The organism is Mesorhizobium qingshengii, from assembly GCF_027563465.1.
GTDB classification, from domain to species: domain Bacteria; phylum Pseudomonadota; class Alphaproteobacteria; order Rhizobiales; family Rhizobiaceae; genus Mesorhizobium; species Mesorhizobium qingshengii_A.
In genome coordinates this window covers 73,410-90,680 of sequence record NZ_JAPFQA010000012.1, presented here as the reverse complement: position 1 = coordinate 90,680, position 17,271 = coordinate 73,410, and the positions used below count along the sequence as shown (strand labels likewise).

14 protein-coding genes are annotated in these 17,271 nt (G+C 63.1%); 2 read left to right on the top strand and 12 right to left on the bottom strand.

Going from position 1 to position 17,271, the window contains the following annotated elements; genetic code table 11:
• Nucleotides 1-4: 4 nt before the first annotated feature.
• Together OOJ09_RS23025 and OOJ09_RS23020 are read right to left on the bottom strand one after the other, a co-directional pair.
• Nucleotides 5-1,837 carry an MORN repeat-containing protein gene (locus OOJ09_RS23025; RefSeq protein WP_269907411.1) on the bottom strand — a complete coding sequence of 611 codons (1,833 nt, stop codon included), beginning with the start codon at nucleotides 1,835-1,837 and terminating at the stop codon, nucleotides 5-7.
• Nucleotides 1,838-1,987: 150 nt separating this feature from the next.
• Complete coding sequence (locus tag OOJ09_RS23020; protein WP_269907410.1) at nucleotides 1,988-3,082, bottom strand: trypsin-like serine peptidase; 1,095 nt, start codon at nucleotides 3,080-3,082, stop codon at nucleotides 1,988-1,990.
• Between the two features lie 400 nt (nucleotides 3,083-3,482).
• On the opposite strand from OOJ09_RS23020, the gene OOJ09_RS23015 reads away from it, so the two are divergent.
• Nucleotides 3,483-4,577: a S1 family serine peptidase gene (locus tag OOJ09_RS23015; protein WP_269907409.1), complete on the top strand. Its 1,095-nt coding sequence runs from the start codon at nucleotides 3,483-3,485 to the stop codon at nucleotides 4,575-4,577.
• 77 nt (nucleotides 4,578-4,654) lie between these two features.
• Here OOJ09_RS23015 and mgrA read toward each other — a convergent pair whose 3' ends face one another.
• From mgrA to OOJ09_RS22980, 7 genes are all read right to left on the bottom strand, one after another.
• Complete coding sequence (mgrA, locus tag OOJ09_RS23010) at nucleotides 4,655-5,701, bottom strand: L-glyceraldehyde 3-phosphate reductase (RefSeq protein WP_269907408.1); 1,047 nt, start codon at nucleotides 5,699-5,701, stop codon at nucleotides 4,655-4,657.
• A 120-nt stretch (nucleotides 5,702-5,821) separates the two neighbouring features.
• Nucleotides 5,822-6,964 (bottom strand): Gfo/Idh/MocA family protein, encoded by a 1,143-nt coding sequence (locus OOJ09_RS23005; protein WP_269907407.1) that lies wholly within the window; start codon nucleotides 6,962-6,964, stop codon nucleotides 5,822-5,824.
• Between the two features lie 11 nt (nucleotides 6,965-6,975).
• On the bottom strand, nucleotides 6,976-7,722 hold the full coding sequence (locus tag OOJ09_RS23000) for a sugar phosphate isomerase/epimerase family protein (protein WP_269907406.1): 747 nt from the start codon (nucleotides 7,720-7,722) through the stop codon (nucleotides 6,976-6,978).
• Nucleotides 7,723-7,762: 40 nt separating this feature from the next.
• Complete coding sequence (locus tag OOJ09_RS22995; RefSeq protein ID WP_420107538.1) at nucleotides 7,763-8,857, bottom strand: ABC transporter ATP-binding protein; 1,095 nt, start codon at nucleotides 8,855-8,857, stop codon at nucleotides 7,763-7,765.
• A 5-nt stretch (nucleotides 8,858-8,862) separates the two neighbouring features.
• Nucleotides 8,863-9,792 (bottom strand): carbohydrate ABC transporter permease, encoded by a 930-nt coding sequence (locus tag OOJ09_RS22990; protein WP_269907404.1) that lies wholly within the window; start codon nucleotides 9,790-9,792, stop codon nucleotides 8,863-8,865.
• Nucleotides 9,789-10,676 (bottom strand): carbohydrate ABC transporter permease, encoded by an 888-nt coding sequence (locus tag OOJ09_RS22985; RefSeq protein WP_269907403.1) that lies wholly within the window; start codon nucleotides 10,674-10,676, stop codon nucleotides 9,789-9,791. Before OOJ09_RS22985 ends, OOJ09_RS22990 begins: the two co-directional genes overlap by 4 nt.
• A gap of 81 nt (nucleotides 10,677-10,757) precedes the next feature.
• Nucleotides 10,758-11,996, bottom strand: a complete 1,239-nt coding sequence (locus tag OOJ09_RS22980) for an ABC transporter substrate-binding protein (RefSeq protein WP_269907402.1) — start codon at nucleotides 11,994-11,996, stop codon at nucleotides 10,758-10,760.
• Nucleotides 11,997-12,379: 383 nt separating this feature from the next.
• On the opposite strand from OOJ09_RS22980, the gene OOJ09_RS22975 reads away from it, so the two are divergent.
• Nucleotides 12,380-13,432: a LacI family transcriptional regulator gene (locus tag OOJ09_RS22975; RefSeq protein ID WP_269907401.1), complete on the top strand. Its 1,053-nt coding sequence runs from the start codon at nucleotides 12,380-12,382 to the stop codon at nucleotides 13,430-13,432.
• Between the two features lie 18 nt (nucleotides 13,433-13,450).
• Here OOJ09_RS22975 and gndA read toward each other — a convergent pair whose 3' ends face one another.
• The 3 genes from gndA to OOJ09_RS22960 form a co-directional block, all read right to left on the bottom strand.
• Entirely contained in the window at nucleotides 13,451-14,878 is a 1,428-nt protein-coding gene (gene gndA, locus OOJ09_RS22970) for an NADP-dependent phosphogluconate dehydrogenase (protein WP_269907400.1), read from the bottom strand.
• 169 nt (nucleotides 14,879-15,047) lie between these two features.
• The gene (locus OOJ09_RS22965; RefSeq protein WP_269907399.1) at nucleotides 15,048-16,685 is read right to left on the bottom strand and encodes a copper resistance CopC/CopD family protein; all 1,638 of its coding nucleotides are present in this window, start codon (nucleotides 16,683-16,685) and stop codon (nucleotides 15,048-15,050) included.
• A 53-nt stretch (nucleotides 16,686-16,738) separates the two neighbouring features.
• The gene (locus OOJ09_RS22960) at nucleotides 16,739-17,257 is read right to left on the bottom strand and encodes a YcnI family protein (RefSeq protein ID WP_269907398.1); all 519 of its coding nucleotides are present in this window, start codon (nucleotides 17,255-17,257) and stop codon (nucleotides 16,739-16,741) included.
• Nucleotides 17,258-17,271 lie beyond the last annotated feature (14 nt).

Here is a 17,271-nt window from a genome sequence, read left to right as displayed (position 1 = left end):
TACCCTAGCCGCAACCGACCATATCGCGCGGCAGGTAACAAGACGCCGGCTCGGTCCTGGTCTCGAACAGCGACCGCTTCGGCTTGAAATAGAAAAAGGTCACCGGCTTGCTCTCGCGCACGCTGCCGTCGGCAAAATGCGCGGCGATGCTGAAGCTGTGGATCGACGACATAGACGACCACATCTTCAGCCGCGCCGTGTAGGCGCTGACGTTCTTGTTGCCGCGCACCGGCATGGCGATCGTGTAGTCGTGCTTGCCGATCGGAAACTTGATGTTCTGGTAGCGCATCGCTTCCGGCGTGCCGCCACCGCCATCGCCGCATTCGGCCATCGATTCCGGGGTCTCGAAAACCGCCATGGTCACCGAGGCGCGGAACGGCTCGCTCTTCTGATAGACATGACCTTCGTCATCCGCCCAGGAATAGTCGAACTTGCCGATCGCATTCAGCGTCATCGCCTGTTGCATGTTGCCGAGATAGTCGGCGACCTCGCCGAACTTGATCTTGTTGGTAAGCTGGCTGCGGCAGACATTGAGACTGTCCACCGATGGACAGGGAAAACGCCCCGTCTCCAGGCTGGCCGTGTCGACCCCGGCCTCGGTGAGCACGCTCTTGATCGATACGTCGACGCCCTCGCCAAAACTGCCGATGTCCTTGCTGAACATGCGGCTTGGCTGGCCGGTCGGGTTGCCATCCTCGTCCACGCTTGTGAACTGGATCGACATCTTCATGTCCTTGGCGTCGCCCCAGCCATTGTTGATGATCGAGAAATCCGGCCGGAAGCCGACACAGCCGAAATGCTCCGATATCGACAGCATCGGCTTGCGGTAGGCATCGCTCGACGCGACCTTCATTTCCATGCTGTCAAGCTTGACCCTGGATTGGTCCGTCGTCTTGAGGTCGACCTCGGCGAAGGCCGGCGCGTCGTCCCAGTCCTTGCTGCCAAAGACATTGTTGGTCGTGATCTGCCCGGTGCCGTTCCAGCTGTCATTGTCCTCCTCCGCCTGCGGATAGATCGCGATGTCCTCGTAGCGCACCAGATGCTGGTACTGCATGTCGGCCTGCTGGGTCATGCGCTGGTCGACCACGACGCCGATCTCGACCTTGTCCGCATCGCCTCCGCCAGCCTGCGCCTTGATGAGGCCGCCGACTCGGGCATCGGCCAGAACGTCGGGGCGCAAGCCGCCAATCTCCTTGCCCATCACCCACTGCGACTCGTAAACCGTGCCACCGGCCAGCCGGGTGTGGCCCTTGCCGTTCTTCAGGCCCTCGACGAATGAGCCTACGAATATTTCACCAGTGGTCGACAGCAGCCGGCCCTCGCCATTCGGGATGCCGTTGACGAACCGACCCTCATAGCGGTTGCCATCGGCATCGACATGGATACCTGTTCCATCGAGCACGCCGGCGAGCCAGTGCCCGTCGAAAACCTCGCCCGAACGCAGCTCGAGCCGGCCTTGCCCGTCGGGCCGGCCATTCCTGACATCACCGAAGTAGCTGGAATAGATGGTCTTCGGATCGTAGTTCGCCGAGCCGCGCACACGCCAGACCAGCCGGCCCTTGCCGTTGATGGTGCCGTCCTCGGCGATCGTCCGGTCGGGCGACTGGCCCGCCGCCGGCTCCCAGACGAAGTCGAGGTTCTTTTCCGGATGGAAGTCCCATACCCGGACCGTCTTGCGCAGCACCGAGCGCGTCTCAGCCTGGTAGAGTACCTGCACGCGTTCCGCCCACGCACCGCCGGCAGGTGCGGCCGCCGGATCGGCGAAGGCTGGTGAAAGCATCAGCGCGGCCAGCATCGATGCGGCCGAGATTCCCAACACTGCCCTTGCCCGCGTCATCCCTTGAGCCCCTTCGGATGCCAACCCCTTGGCCGGTCAAGCGTAGTCGGCGGGCCAGCCTCGTGCAAGAGAAGCCGCGAAGGAAGCCCTGGCATGAAAAGGCGGCGGAACCGGTCCGCCGCCCTTGTCTCCGTTGCGAAAGCGCAAGGACTATTTGTACAGGCTGTTGATCCACTGGACGTTGGCGGCGTTCAGGCGCACGGCCGTATTCGCTTCCGGGCTTTCCGCAACGTTGACGCCGGTGATGATGCGCTGCTTGGAGTTGTTGTCGTAGGCATAGACGGAACTGCCGCTCGATCCCGGGAACGTATCGCAGTCATACTGGAAATACTCCGGGGCGATGTTCTCGGCATGAACCTCGCAGTTCGCTTTCCACATCGTGCCCATCGGCTTGTCGCCGGGATAGCCGACGAGATTGGCGGTGAAGTCGCCAAGATCGTCATAATTGGCATAGCCCAGCCAGCCGAGGTTGGTGCCGACATCCTGCTTCAGCGTGATGATGCCGAGATCCCACGGGATGACCGAACCATAATAGCCCTGGTAGTTGTCGATGAAGCCTTGCAGCACATAGGCGCTTTCATAGGTGAAGGCGCCGAACGGCGCGTCATCGGCGGTGCTGCCATTGAGGCCTGGAACGAACAGATATTCGGAGAGCCAGTCCTTGTCCTCATGGCTGTAGAGGCAGTGCGCCGCGGTGAGCACCGTGCGGGGGCCGATCAGCGTTGCCGAGCAGCTGCCGTAGCTGCCCGTCTTCGCCGATTTGGCTTCGAGATAGCCGATTGCCGAGAACGGATAGGTCTTGGTGTTCTTGACCTGCTCGCGATCGTCGGTGCCGAAAACCTGGCGGCCGGCTTCGCCTTCGCCGAGCCCGGGATCCTCGGTCTTGCGCGGACCCGCTTCAGCTCCATTGGCCGGCGCATTCAGTTCCTTGATGATAAGGTCCCGCAGCGCTTCGCTCGGTTCGATCTTGATCTCCTTGCCATCTGCGGAACGTCCGACGATGCCATAGGATTTGACAGCCGTTGCCTCGTCGGCAAGCGGCGCGGCGCGGCTGTCTTCGTCAGTCAGCTTCGGCGACGCGATTGGCTTTGCCCGCCCGGGCTTGTAGTCGCCTGAAGTCGCGTCCCGCATGCTTTCGCCGTTGCCGGCGCTGGCGGAGCCAGGGTCGGCGGCGAATACAGGGGCCGTCCACATTGCCGTGGAAAGCAATGCGGACGCAATGAGTGCGTTTGTCAGTTTTGTCATGGTGAGACTCTCCCAAAAGTCAGCAAGGACTGGATCAAAATACAGAAATATTGTCGAGATCGTGGTGACGCCGATAAATGAGTTTCCCTGCCGGCGTTCGGCCCGATCGTTGTTCTGCACGGTCATTTGAAGGCCCCCGCCAAAAAACGCCCGCGGCGATATACTGCCTAAAATAATCCAACATTGGCAATGACAAATCACTTCCACGTAGCCCGTGGGGGGCTATAGGGTTTGTGCGGGTCCTGCTCGCGGGCACGGTTAGCAAAAGTGGGATTCGGTTTTGTGACCGATCGCGCGCCAATTGAAAGTGGCACGCGTCCGGATCTCGAAACCGGCACCGCCTCATTGCATCATGTCCCGGCACCGGCCTGCACGGGAAAATGGTTTCAGGAGGTTTCAGGTGCACATCACAAGTCGGTTCGGGCCAATCGTTGCCGCTTCGCTGCTTGGCATCGCCGCTGCCGTTATATCAATCAACACCAGCCAGGCGGATGACATCGCCAGGCCCGAAGCGGCGGTTTCGCCGATGAAACGTGTCGCCGATGCCAGGGCCAAGGCAGCGGCGGAAAATCCCGAAGGCACCGATCGCGTCTATGGCGGCAACCAGGCCGAAAAGGGCGCCTACCCGTTCCAGGTCGCGCTGCTTACCACCGACAGGCTGGACGAGAACCCGGCCTCGCAGGCCAATGCACAATTCTGCGGCGGCAGCCTGATCGCGCCGCAATGGGTGCTCACCGCGGCGCACTGCCTCAACGACAAGGGCCAGCCGATTTCGCCAGACTCCGTCACCGTGCTGACCGGCGCCACCGAGCTGAGCGAGGGCAAGCGCCACAAGGTGGTGGAGGTCATCGTCAACGAAGGCTACAGCGAGCAGACGCTCGACAACGACCTCGGCCTGCTTCGGCTTGCCGAGCCGGCCGATGCGCCGGCCATCAAGCTTGCCCACGAGGCTACCCCCGATGCCGGCAAGACGACCGTCACCGGCTGGGGCAAGATGCAGGACGGGACCTTTCCCACCACGCTGATGGTTGCCGACCTGGACCTGCAGCCGAACAGCGCCTGCAACAGCGGCATCAAGGCCATCTATGCGCATGATCTGAAGGCCGCATTGGGCGATCTGTCCCATCGCATGCGCTACTCGGAAAAGGGCATCGAAGCCGCCGCCAATGCGATCGCCGCCGACATGACCGACCCGCTGACCAACAACATGATCTGCGCCGGCACCACCAGCGGCGTGCGCGACGCCTGCAATGGCGACAGCGGCGGCCCGCTGTTCATGACCGGCGCCGGTGGCCCGGTCCAGGTCGGCGTCGTCAGCTGGGGCGAAGGCCCGGCGGACGGAAGTGCTGCCTGCGGCCACAAGGACGCCTATGGCATCTACACGCGGCTGGCCAACTACAGCGGCTGGATCGAGGCGAAGATGAAGACTCCTGCGCCCGCGCCGGAAAAGCCCAAGGTCGGACTTGGCACCGCCCAGAGGCCGGCGACGCCCTGACGCGCGGTCATCGCTTTTTGCGTGAAAAACGGCGGGAGGGGTTCCCGCCGTTTTGGTTTGCCGGCTTGTAAAGCAAGCTATTTCCTCGGCGGGCCTTTGCGTTCGGCCGAAGCAGCCCACAGATTGATGTCGGACTCGCGTGCGTAGGTATCGATCTCGGCCAGTTCGGCATCGCTGAAGTCGAGCACCTTGAGCGCGCCGACGCAGTCCTCGACCTGCTCCGGCCGGCTGGCGCCGATCAGCGCCGAGGTCACCTTGCCCTTGCGCAGCACCCAGGCCAGCGCCATCTGCGCCAGCGTCTGGCCGCGCTTGCCGGCAATGGCGTCGAGCGCCTTGATGTTGGCGATGGTCCTGTCGTTGATGAACGCCGTCTTCAGCGACTTGCCCTGGGAGGCGCGGCTGCCTTGCGGGATGCCGCCGAGATATTTGTCGGTCAGCATGCCTTGCGCCAGCGGCGAGAACACGATCGAGCCGACGCCGAGCCCTTCCAGCGTGTCGAGCAGGCCGTCCTCCTCGACCCAGCGGTTCAGCATCGAATAGCTCGGCTGGTGGATGACGCAGGGCGTCCCGAGTTGCTTCAGGATATCCGCGGCCTCGCGTGTACGCTGCGAATTGTAGGACGAGATACCGGCATAGAGCGCCTTGCCCGAGCGCACGGCATGATCGAGCGCTCCCATGGTTTCTTCCAGCGGCGTATCGGGATCGAAGCGGTGCGAATAGAAGATGTCGACATAGTCGAGACCCATCCGCTTCAGGCTCTGGTCGAGGCTGGCCAGCATGTATTTGCGCCCGCCCCATTCGCCATAGGGACCGGCCCACATCTCATAGCCGGCCTTGGTCGAGATGATCAGCTCATCGCGATAGCCGGCGAAATCGGTGCGCAGGATTTCGCCGAAAGCGGTCTCCGCCGAACCGGGCGGCGGACCGTAATTGTTGGCGAGGTCGAAATGCGTGATGCCGAGATCGAAGGCCTTGCGGGCGATCGCCTGCTTGGTCTTGTGCGGCGTATCATTGCCGAAATTGTGCCACAGCCCGAGCGAAATCGCCGGCAGCTTAAGGCCGGAGCGACCACAACGGTTGTAGACCATGTTCTCGTAGCGGTTTTCGGCGGGTGTGTAGGGCATGGGAAATCCTCAAATGGAAGCGAGCCCGTCGGCTGCCACCGCGACAACGCGGCGAGTCGGCTCAGCCCCTCTCCCTTACCCCCTCCCCGCTAGAACGGGGAGAGGGATGCGGCGCGTGGCCTATTTCTTCTTTGCCAGCAGCTCCTTGGCTTCCTTGACGCCAAGTGCCGCCGGCCGCTCGCATGTCGTCTGCATGGCGACGAACTTGCCGGTCTCGCCCGAGCGCAGCAGCCCCGTCATCACGTCGACGGCGTGCAACGCCAGTTCCATCGAGCAGCGGTGCGGCCGGCCCTCGGTGATCGCCAGCGCCATGTCGGCGAGGCCCGCCGTGCGGTAGTTGGCCATCATGCCTTGCGAATGCATCTCGTTGGGCACGCCGAACGGATGCTTCCATTTCGGCAGTTTCTTGACCGGCTTGCTGTCCTCGGTGAAGCGCACATCGCCACCGAAGAAGTTTGGATCCGGCACAAACACCGTGCCAGCCTCGCCATAGAGTTCCATCGGCGCATGGCCGTGGGCCCAGACATCCCAACTTGTGTTCAGCGTCACCACGGCGCCGTTCTCGAATTCCAGCAGGCCATGGATGGTCGTCGGCGTGTTGACCGGGATCTTTTCGCCCGCGCGCGGCTTTGAACTGATGGTGCGCTCCTTGGCCGGCGTCGTCGCGAAGGCCGCGACCTGTTTCACCGGTCCGATCAGCTGGATCAGATTGGTGATGTAATACGGTCCGATATCGAGCACCGGTCCCGCGCCAGGCTGGAAGAAGAAGTCGGGATTGGGGTGCCAGTGCTCCATGCCGTGGCCCATGACGTGGCACGTGCCGCTGGTGATCTTGCCGAGTTTTCCCCCGTCGATCAGCTCGCGGACCAGCTGATGCGCACCGCCGAGGAAGGTATCGGGCGCCGAGCCGATGCGCAGCCCCCTCTTCTCCGCTCGCGCCTTGAGGTCCTGGCCTTCCTTGACCGACAGCACGAAGGGCTTTTCCGAATAGACGTGCTTGCCGGCGTCGAGCACCTGCTTCGACACCTCGTAGTGCACCGCCGGGATGGTCAGATTGACGATGATGTCGATGTCGTCGGCTTTCAACAATCCGTCGACTGTTTCGGCGCGCAGCTTGAACTCCTTTGCCCGCGCCCTGGCGGCATCCATGTTGATGTCGGCGCAGGCGCGCATCTCGATGCCGCGAAACAGCGGCGCCAGCGAAAAATACGCCTTCGAGATGTTGCCGCAGCCGATGACGCCGATACCCAGTTTCTTTGCCATGCTGATTGTTCCTAGTAGTTTTTTACGGTTGCGATGGAGCGGCGGGCGAAGCGCTCGATGTCGTTCGGGTTGTCCTGTTCCATGACAAAGTACTTGGCGGCGCTCCTGGCGCGCAGCACCTTGATCAGGCCGGCCCAGTCGATGGTGCCGTGGCCGACATCCGACCAGCCATCCTCGTCCAGCCCCTCGCCAGGCTTGGCGATGTCCTTGACGTGAACGGCACTGATGCGCTTGCCGTGTTTCTCGATCCAGGGCAGCGGATCGCCGCCGCCGCGCACCACCCAGGCGACGTCCATTTCCCAGCCGATGTCAGGCGCGGAGGACAGGATGTGGTCCTGCGGCACCGATCCGTCGGCAAGCTTCTTGAACTCGAAATCATGGTTATGCCAGGCAAAGCCGTAGCCAGCCTTCTTTGCGGTCGTGCCGACCTTGGCCAAGCGTTCGCCAAAGCCGCGCCAGCCGGCGGCGTCGGACGGCCGCTGGTCAGGCATCAGAAAGGGACAGATGAGCAGCGTGATGCCGAGCACGTCGGCAATTTTGCGCACGCCGTCGAAATCCTTCTCGAGCGCGTCGATCGAGAAATGCCCTGTCGGCATGGCGAGGCCATTCTTGTCGAGTTCCGCGCGGAAGTTCTTTGGATCGTCATAGACGCCGCCGAAGCCTTCAACCTCGGTGTAGCCGAGCTTGCCGAGCGTGCTGAGCACGCCTTCCCAGGGCTGGAAATTGCGGGCGCTGTACAGTTGGAATGACCAGTTCATCGTCTCTGTCCGTTCTGCTTGGGGATGGTGGGTCTTGGGGCTACATGCGGTTGCCGGATTGGCTGTCGAACAGCGAGGCGCGGGCGGGATCGAAGCCGATCCGGATCGGCTCGCCATTGCGCAGCGTCTTTTCCGCCTCGACGCGGAAAGAGAAATTGTGGCCGCCGAGCTTCGTCCACACCAGCGTGTCGGAGCCCATCGGCTCGACGATCTCGACCGCGGCATCGGTGGCAAAGGGCATGGTGTTCGCCGCCTCGCCAAAGGCGACGTGCTCGGGCCGGATACCGAAAACGCAAGGCCCGCCGCTGTTGCCCGCCGCGTCGAAAGCATAGCGGTCGAGCGGTATGGAGACATTTCCGGTCTTGAAAGCAGTGCCGGCCGCCACCTGCCCGTCGATGAAATTCATCGCCGGCGAACCGAGGAAGCCGGCGACAAAGCGGTTGACCGGACGGTTGTAGATGGTTTGCGGCGCATCGAGCTGCTGGATGACGCCGCCTTTCATGACGGCAATACGATCGGCCAGCGTCATCGCCTCGATCTGGTCGTGGGTAACGTAGATCATGGTGTTCTGCAGCTTGCGGTGCAGCAGCTTTATCTCGACACGCAGTTCGGCGCGCAGCTTGGCGTCGAGATTGGAGAGCGGCTCGTCAAACAGGAACACGTCGACGTCGCGCACCAGCGCCCGCCCGATCGCCACGCGCTGGCGCTGGCCACCGGAGAGCGCCGCCGGCTTGCGTTGCAGCAGCGGCTCGATCTGCAGGATTTCGGCGGCCCGCGCGATCCGCTTGGCGATCTCGTCCTTCGGTGTGCCGGCGACGCGCAGGCCGAAGGACAGGTTCTTCTCCACCGTCATCTGCGGATAGAGCGCATAAGACTGGAACACCATGCCGATGCCGCGGTCCTTGGGTTCTTCCCAAGTGACGTTCTTGCCCTTGATGAAGATGCGGCCTTGCGAGACGTCGAGCAGTCCGGCGATGCAGTTGAGCAAGGTCGACTTGCCGCAGCCGGAGGGGCCGAGCAGCACGATGAATTCGCCATTGGCGACATCGAGATTGAGCGTCTCCAGGACGGTCACCGCACCGAAATTCAGCGACAGGTTCTGGATCGAAACGCTGGTGCCGTTGGCCGCCGTCATCGCCATCACCCTTTCACCGCGCCGGCGGCGATGCCGCGGACGAAAAGCTTGCCGGAAATGAAATAGACGATAAGTGGCACAAGCCCGGTCAGGATGGTGGCGGCCATGTTGACGTTGTACTCCTTCACGCCTTGCACCGAGTTGACGATGTTGTTGAGCTGCACCGTCATCGGATAGGTGTCGGGGCGGGTGTAGACGACGCCGAACAGGAAGTCGTTCCAGATGCCGGTCACCTGCAGGATGATGGCCACGACGAAGATCGGCAGCGACATCGGCAGCATGATGCGCAGGAAGATGCCCCAGAAGCCGGCGCCGTCGACACGCGCCGCCCTGAACAGCTCTTCCGGCATGGACGAAAAATAGTTGCGAAACAGCAAGGTCAGGATCGGCATGCCGAAAATGGAATGGACGATCACCAGCCCGCTGAGGCTGCCGTAGAGGCCGATCTCGCGCAAGATGATGACGATCGGATAGATCATCACCTGGTAGGGAATGAAGGCACCGACGATCAGGATGACGAAAAAGGTGTCGGCGCCCTTGAAGCGCCAATTGGCCAGCGCGTAACCGTTCACCGAGGCGATGGCGATCGACAGCAGCACCGAAGGCACGGTGATGCGCACCGAATTCCAGAAGCCGCGCGAAAGCCCGTCGCAGTTGAGTCCGGTACAGGCCGTCGACCAGGCCTTGACCCACGGCTCGAAGGTGATCTCGAGCGGCGGCGAGAAGATGTTGCCGAGCCGGATTTCCGGCATGCCCTTGAGCGAAGTGACGACCATCACATAGAGCGGCAACAGATAGTAGGCCGCGATGACAAAGAGCGTGCCGTAGAGGAAAATGTTGCGGCGCGAAAACACGCGGCGCGGTTTCGGGCCGTAGGGCCCGGCGTTGTCCTGGCTGGCAGCGATTGTTGGAGCGTTGGTGTTTGCCATACTCATTTGCGCCGCCCGAATTCGAGATAGGCCCATGGCACGATGACGATCACCACCGAGAGCAGCATCATGGTCGAGGCGGCAAAACCCTGGCCGAGGTTCTGGGCGAAGAACATGTAGTCATACACGTACTTGGCCGGCACCTCGGAGGCGATGCCCGGGCCGCCACTGGTCTGGGCCACGACGAGGTCATAGACCTTGACGATGCCGGAGGCGATGATGACGAGCGTGGTGATGAAGACCGGCCTCATCATCGGGATGATGATGAACAGATAGGTCTTCCACATCGGTATCCCGTCCACCCGCGCGGCCTTCCAGATGTCCTCGTCTATGCCACGCAGGCCGGCCAGCATCAGGCACATGATGAGCCCGGTGCCCTGCCACAGCGCCGCGATCGATATGCCGTAGATGACGATGCTGGAATTGTAGAGCGGGTCGAAGCTGAAGCTCTCCCAACCCAGCCCCCGCACCACATGCTGGATGCCGAAATCCGGATTGAGCAGCCACTGCCAGACAAGGCCGGTGACGATAAAAGAGAGCGCAAAGGGATAGAGGAAGATGGTCCGGAACGTATCCTCGAAGCGTATCTTCTGGTCGAGCAGCGCGGCAAGCAGGAAGCCGATCACCAGTGAGAAAACCAGCGAGATCGCGCCGTAGATCAAGAGGTTCTCGATCGAGATCAGCCAGCGCGGCGTCACCCACAACCTGTAATACTGGTCGAGCCCGACGAAATTCAGCCGCGGCAAGAGTTTCGAATTGGTGAAGGAATAGAGCACCGTCCAAAGAGTGCCGCCGACGAAAACCACCCCTGCGGTGAGGATCATCGGGATCGAGGCGACCTTCGCATTGAGGTTGCGGAACAGCGGGTTGGGGCGTTCGCTCTTGCTCATCTCGTCAGCCGGCTGGGTAAGGGCGGTGCGGTCCCGGCCTTGCGTGTGCAAGGCCGGGACCGAGGTGGGTTGCCTCCAACGTCAGTCCGCCGACGCGATGAGGGCGGCGAAGCGCTTCTGCGCGTCTTCCACGGTCAACTCCGGCTTGGCGAAGAATTCGGCGAAAAGATCTTCCTTCTGCTTCTGGGTGTCCTGCGAGAGCAACTGGTCCGTCCACGGTATGACGGCGCCCTTGGCGAGGATGGCGAGGCCCTTCTTCATGCAGTCGTTAGCCGCATTGAGATCGACGTCGCCGCGCACCGGCAGCGAGCCCTTCTTCAGGTTGAAGGCGACCTGCGTCTTGGGATCGAGCAGCGTCTCGGCCAGCACCTCCTGCGCCTTGGCCTTGTCGGCATCCTTGAGCAGCGGGAAGTAGAAGGCGTCGCCGCCGGTGGCGATGACTTCGTTCAGCCCAAGGCCCGGCAGGCAGGTATAATCCTTGCCGGCGGTCTTTCCGGCAACCTGAAACTCGCCTTGCGCCCAATCACCCATGATCTGGCCGCCGGCCTTGCCGGTAATGACCATGTTGGTGGCCTGGTTCCAGTCCTGCACATTGGTGTTCTTTGCCATTTTGCGGGCATCGTCCGCAGCCTTGAAAACCTTGGCGACTTCGGGTCCGGCGGCGAATTTTGCGTCCTTGTCCTTGTAGACCTTGAGGAACGCGTCCGAGCCGCCCACCGCTGCAAGCAGCACGTCGAAGGCGCCGGAGGACTGCCATGCCTGCCCGCCGACGGCGAGCGGGACGATGCCTGCCTTCTCCAGCGCCGGGGCGGCGGCCACGAATTCATTCCAATCCTTCGGCACCGGCACGCCGGCCTTCTGGAAGGCCTCGTTCGACAGCCACAGCCACTGCCAGGAATGGATGTTGACGGGCACGCAATAGATCTTGCCGTCGATGGTGCAGCTGTCGAGCAGGCTCTTCGGCCGCACAATCTCCGTCCACTTGCCCTTGGTGGCGACGTCGGTGAGGTCGCGCATCAGGCCGGCCTGCACCAGCTCTTCCGCCTGGCGGCCGTGGTTGAACTGGGTGGCGCCCATCGGATCGCCGCCGGTGATGCGGCTGATCATGATCGGCCGCGCCGTGCCGCCGGAACCGGCGATGGCGCCGTCCACCCAGTGATTGCCGGTTGCATCGAAAGCCTTGGCGAGTTCCGCGACCGCCGCCGCCTCGCCGCCCGAAGTCCACCAATGGGTGACTTCCAGATCGGTCGCGGCGGCCGGACCGGCAAACTGCAGGGCAGCCGTCGCTGCCAGGGCAGCGGTCAAAAGTTTGTATCGCATTTCGGTTCCTCCCAGAATCTGAAACGTTACAGATTTTCGATACGGGAATTACGCGGACTGTGCAAGCCCATGGGCGAAGCAGGCTCAACATTTTTTCGAGCCGCGAACAAATTCGTGCGAACGGCAATGCCTATGTGCACCGCAATATGCTCGCTGCAGTGCAAGACGCTTGAATGACCGGCAAGGGACGAGATTCCTTCTAGAATCCCAATGGGTTTCGCACCGGAGCCGTCCCCTCGCGATAAGCGGTCGGCATCGCGATATTGGCAATCTGTAACGTTTCAGTATATCTAGATCTACCAGGGCTGGAGCGCATGTCGTATCGCAGGGGCGGTGATTGCCGACCTGCCCGGCGACTGCTATGCGCCTGACGGGCGGGACCAATGGACAAACAGCGCAGGGGCAAGAAGGAAGAGGCGTCGGCGCAGGGGCGACCGACGCTGAAGACGCTTGCCTTCATGACAGGGCTCGGCGTCACCACCGTGTCGCGCGCCTTGAAGGATGCCCCGGAAATCGGCGCCGAGACCAGGCGACGCGTGCAGCTGGTGGCCAAGCAGATCGGTTATCGGCCGAACCGCGCCGGCGTGCGCCTGCGCACCGGCAGGACCAACGTCATCAGCCTCGTGCTCAACACCGATCGCGAGATCATGAGCTTCGTCTCGGACATCATCTATGGCGTTTCGGAAGTGCTCGCCGAAACGCCCTATCACCTGATCGTCACGCCCTATTCCCGCTCCCAGGACCCGATGGAGCCAATCCGCTATCTCGTCGAGACCGGCTCTGCCGACGGCGTCATCATCTCACGCACCCAACCGAACGATCCGCGCGCCCGCTACATGCTGGAGCACGGCATGCCTTTTGCCACGCATGGCCGCACTGACATGGGTCTCGTCCACCCCTACCACGACTTCGACAACCATGCTTTCGCGATCGAGGCCGTGCGCCGGTTGGCGAACATGGGCCGCCGCAAGCTGGCGCTTCTGTCGCCGCCGCCCGGGCTGACCTATTACAGCCACACGCTGAACGGGTTTGCCGATGCGCTGAGCGAGGTTGGCGCCAGCGAAATCCCGTTCAACACCGTTTCGATCGACCATTCGATCGAGCAGATCAGGAGCCGGACCGCGCAACTGATGCGCCGTGAAAACCGGCCGGACGGTTTCGTCAGCAGCGCCGCCGCCGCGACACTCGCCATCGTCGCCGGCATCGAGGATGCTGGCCTCAAGCTCGGCCGCGACGTCGATGTGGTGTCCAAGCAGTCGTCGGACCTCTTGCATCTGTTCCGGCCGGAACTGCTCGTCGTCAACGAGAACTTCCGGCTGGCGGGCTCCGAACTCGCCCGCTCCGTGCTCGGCTGGATCGGCGGCGCCGCGCCCGGCTCGCTGCAGTCGCTCAGCTTGCCAGGCGAGGTGCTGGCCTATCGGCGTTCAGCCGACTGATTTGGTCCGATGCTCTGATCAGCCAGCCGCGCCGCTGCCCCACGGACCATGGAACGCGCCCGGCCCGTCGATGCGCTCGAAGCCATGCGCGCCGAAGAAATCACGCTGCGCCTGGATCAGGTTGGAGGTGCCGCGGCCCTGGCGATAGCTGTCGAAATAGGCAAGTGCCGAAGACAGTGCCGGCACCGGCGTACCGGCCTCGGATGCTCTCGCCACGACGCGCCGCAGCGACGGGTGCGCCTCCTGCATCAACGAGATAAAGGCCGGCGCCATCAGAAGGTTGGTGGCTGCGCCGCCCGTGCTGAAGGCGTCGGCCATGGTGTCGAGCAGCTGCGAACGAATGATGCAGCCGGCTCGCCAGATCTTGGCGATGGTTGGCATCGGCAGGTTCCAGTTGAACTCCTTCGATGCGCCGCTCATAACCGCGAAACCTTGGGCATAGGCGGCGATCTTGCCGGCAAACAGCGCCAGTTCGAGGTCTTTCAGCACCGCGTCCTTGTCGCCCGAAATCTTCGCCACGCCGACATTGCCATAGGCTTTTTCAGCCGCCAGCCGCTCGTCCTTGATCGACGACAGAACGCGCGCCGCCACCGCCGCCTCGATTGCCGTTGCCGGGATGCCGAGTTGCTGCGCCTCGATGACCGACCATTTGCCGGTGCCCTTCTGGCCGGCTCGGTCGAGGATGATGTCGACCACCGGCTTGCCGGTCTTCGGATCGTCGGCGGCCAGCACCTTGGCGGTGATCTCGATCAGGTAGGAGTTGAGCCGACCCTTGTTCCAGTTGGAAAACACCGTGCCGATATCTTTCGGCCCCATGCCGAGGCCGTCGCGCAGGATGCCGTAGATTTCGGCGATCATCTGCATATCGGCATATTCGATGCCGTTGTGGATGGTCTTGACGAAATGCCCGGCGCCGTCGGTGCCGAGCCACGCCGCGCAGGGCTCGTCCTTGAACTTGGCAGAAATGGCGGTCAGCACGTTCTCGACGCGCTTCCAGCTCTCTTCGGTGCCGCCGACCATGATCGACGGTCCGTGGCGCGCGCCCTCCTCGCCGCCGGAAACGCCCATGCCGATAAAGGTGAGGCCTGAACCGGACAGTTCGGAGAAGCGCCGCATCGTGTCGCGGAAATTGGCGTTGCCGGCGTCGATGACGATGTCATTGGCCGACAGCACCCCGCGCAAGGCCGCGATCTGCTCGTCGACTGGCTTGCCAGCCAGCACCATGATGATGATCGGGCGCGGCGGCCGGATCGCCGCGGCGAGCTCTTCCAGGCTGTAGCAGGGCACCACCATGTCCTTCAACGCACCGGCATTTTCGACGAAAGCGTCGGTGCGTGCCCTGGTGCGATTGAAGACGGCGATGCGGTGGCCGTGCTCGGCGATGTTGAGCGCCAGGTTGGAGCCCATCGTGCCAAGGCCGATCAGGCCGATTTCGGCTTTTTCCATCGTTTCTTCCCTGCTTTCGGATCTTGTTTGTTCGAGCTCGCTATTTGCGCGGATGCCCATTCTTCGCGAGATGATTGACGGGCCTTTCGGGTCACGTCAACCGCCTCGCCGAATTGTGTTGCCCGGATTGTCGGGCCGGGCTCGTGCCGAAGCGCTTGGAAGTCCGCCTCTACGGCCTGATGTCGATGGGCGCTTCGATCTTCACCATCTCGAAGTCCGAGACCAGGATGTCGATGCGCACCGTCCACTTGCCGGGAACCGGGATGACGAGGTTGTCGACACGCCAGCTGCCGTCGCCGGGCTTGGTCGCGGCGCGCTTCAGCGGCTCGATGCCGGAATCCGGTTTTGAAAGCACCAGCGTCACCTCCTTGGCGTCGAGCGGCCCGAAATCGCCGGTCATGATGATCATCGAGGCGGCGACCGGCCCGGCGTGGCCAGGCGTGATGCTGAGATCGGCCATCGCCTTCAGCGCGTGAATGTGGACCGAGGCTGGTTGCCCCGCCGCGATCGCCAGTGCCCGTGGCGGCGGCGTGAAGCGCCATCCCGCGGCAACGCCGAAGATCGCCAGCACGATCAGCATTTCGACGCCGATCGAGCGAGAGAGCCTGCGTTGCACTTCCGTCGCTCCCGCCTCGGCCGACGCTGTGAGTTTCCAGCGGTTGACGGCGGCGAGCGTGAACAGGAAGACCAGCAACCCGAGCTTGATCAGCAGCAACCGGCCATAGGCGGTATCGACCAGCGCTGTGGGTGTCTGCACCTGGATGACGGCAAGCACGATGCCGGCGGCGGCCAGCACGGCGACCACAGGCAGGATCAGCCAGGAAAACCGGCGCAGGAACGGCGCGGCCTCCGCCGATTGACCCTTCAGCGCCAGGCCGAGCGGCATCAACGCGCCGGCCCAGAAAGCGATGCCGACGCCATGCAGGAACACCATCGGCCGCGTCAGCCATTGTGGTTCGGCGGCACTGGCGTGGCCGCTGGCGGCAAGCGCGGCACCCACCCCGGCCAGCCCTGCCAGGGCGAATGGCTTGGCGGTCGCGCGCGGCCCGACCAGCGACAGCAGGCCGAGGCCCAGCGCCATCAGGGCAATGAGCACCGTCCAGCCGAAACTGGTGCCGAGCCCGGTCCGCCAGATGACCGGCTGCGCCAGATGAGAAAGCGGTGCCCCGAGCGCATCCAGCCCCTGCAGGCCGAGCGACAAGGATGCCCCAATCAACCCGCACGGGATCGCAGCGATGACGAAACGCCGACCAGCCTGTCCGCCGCCGGCCAACCAGGCGAAGGCGAAGGCGCCGCCGACGCCAAGGAAAAGGCCAATGTAGAGAAAGACCTTGCCGAGCCAGATTGCCGAGCGCAACCGCCAGTCGACAAACTCGGGCACGGCGGGCGGCGCGCTTGGCGCGCCGATGGAAAACAGCAGCGAACCGCCGACCGGATGACCGTCGGCGGAAATGACCCGCCAGCTCAACACATGCGTACCGGGTCCAAGGGTCTGCGGAGTGTCGATCTCGACCGTCTGGTCGCCGAGGCGGAAGGATGTCAGTGCAAGCGGCGTGCCGTCGGGCTTCACCAGCGTCAGCACCAGCGGCGACACCGGCTCGCTGAAGGTCAATGAGAACCGTGCCGGAGCCTGTGCCAGCACCGCGCCGTCGGCCGGATCTGTCTTGATCAGGGCGGCATGGGCAAAGGCCCGGTCCGGCATCAGTGCCGCGGCAAGCAGCAGAAATCCAAGCAGCAGGCCAGCAGCAAGCCGGCCGACGCTACGGTGGATGGTGCAGGCCTGCTCCAGGACAAATGCCGCGTTCATGTCATCACCGCTGAGAGAGCGGCGCGCTCCGTTTTGAAGCGCGCCGCCAAAAATCACTTCCTGGGCAACAGCTTGATGCCGGGTGCCGGATTCTCCAGGGCGTCTTCATCCTGGCCGGCCGCCGGGATCTCGATCCAGCGATCGGCGACGCCATCGCATTCCTGCACCACCGGGAAGTAGAGTTCTTCACCCGCCGGCAGATCCGCGGTCAACTGTGCACGGAAGACGAACTCGTCGTAGAATTCATCCGGCAGGCTGCCGCCGCTCCAGTCGATTTCCTTGACCCCATCGGTCACCGCCTGGCCGTAGAGCTGGTAGGATTTTTCGTATTTGCCCTTCTTGGCCTGCAATGTCCAACCCGGTTTCGGCATCGGCTTCACCGCGATCACCCCTTCCGGGATCTGTACGCGCACCGCTGTCGTCGCCTTGCCGTCGCAGCCATGCGGCACGCGCAGGATTGCCTTGTAGGTCGAGCCGACCGCGGCTTCCTGTGTTTCGAGCGTGATGTGCGCGAAGGCGGCGCTTGTCCCCAGCACGAAAAGCGCGCCGGCCGACAAAATATACTTGTTCATGATGATCCCTCTGA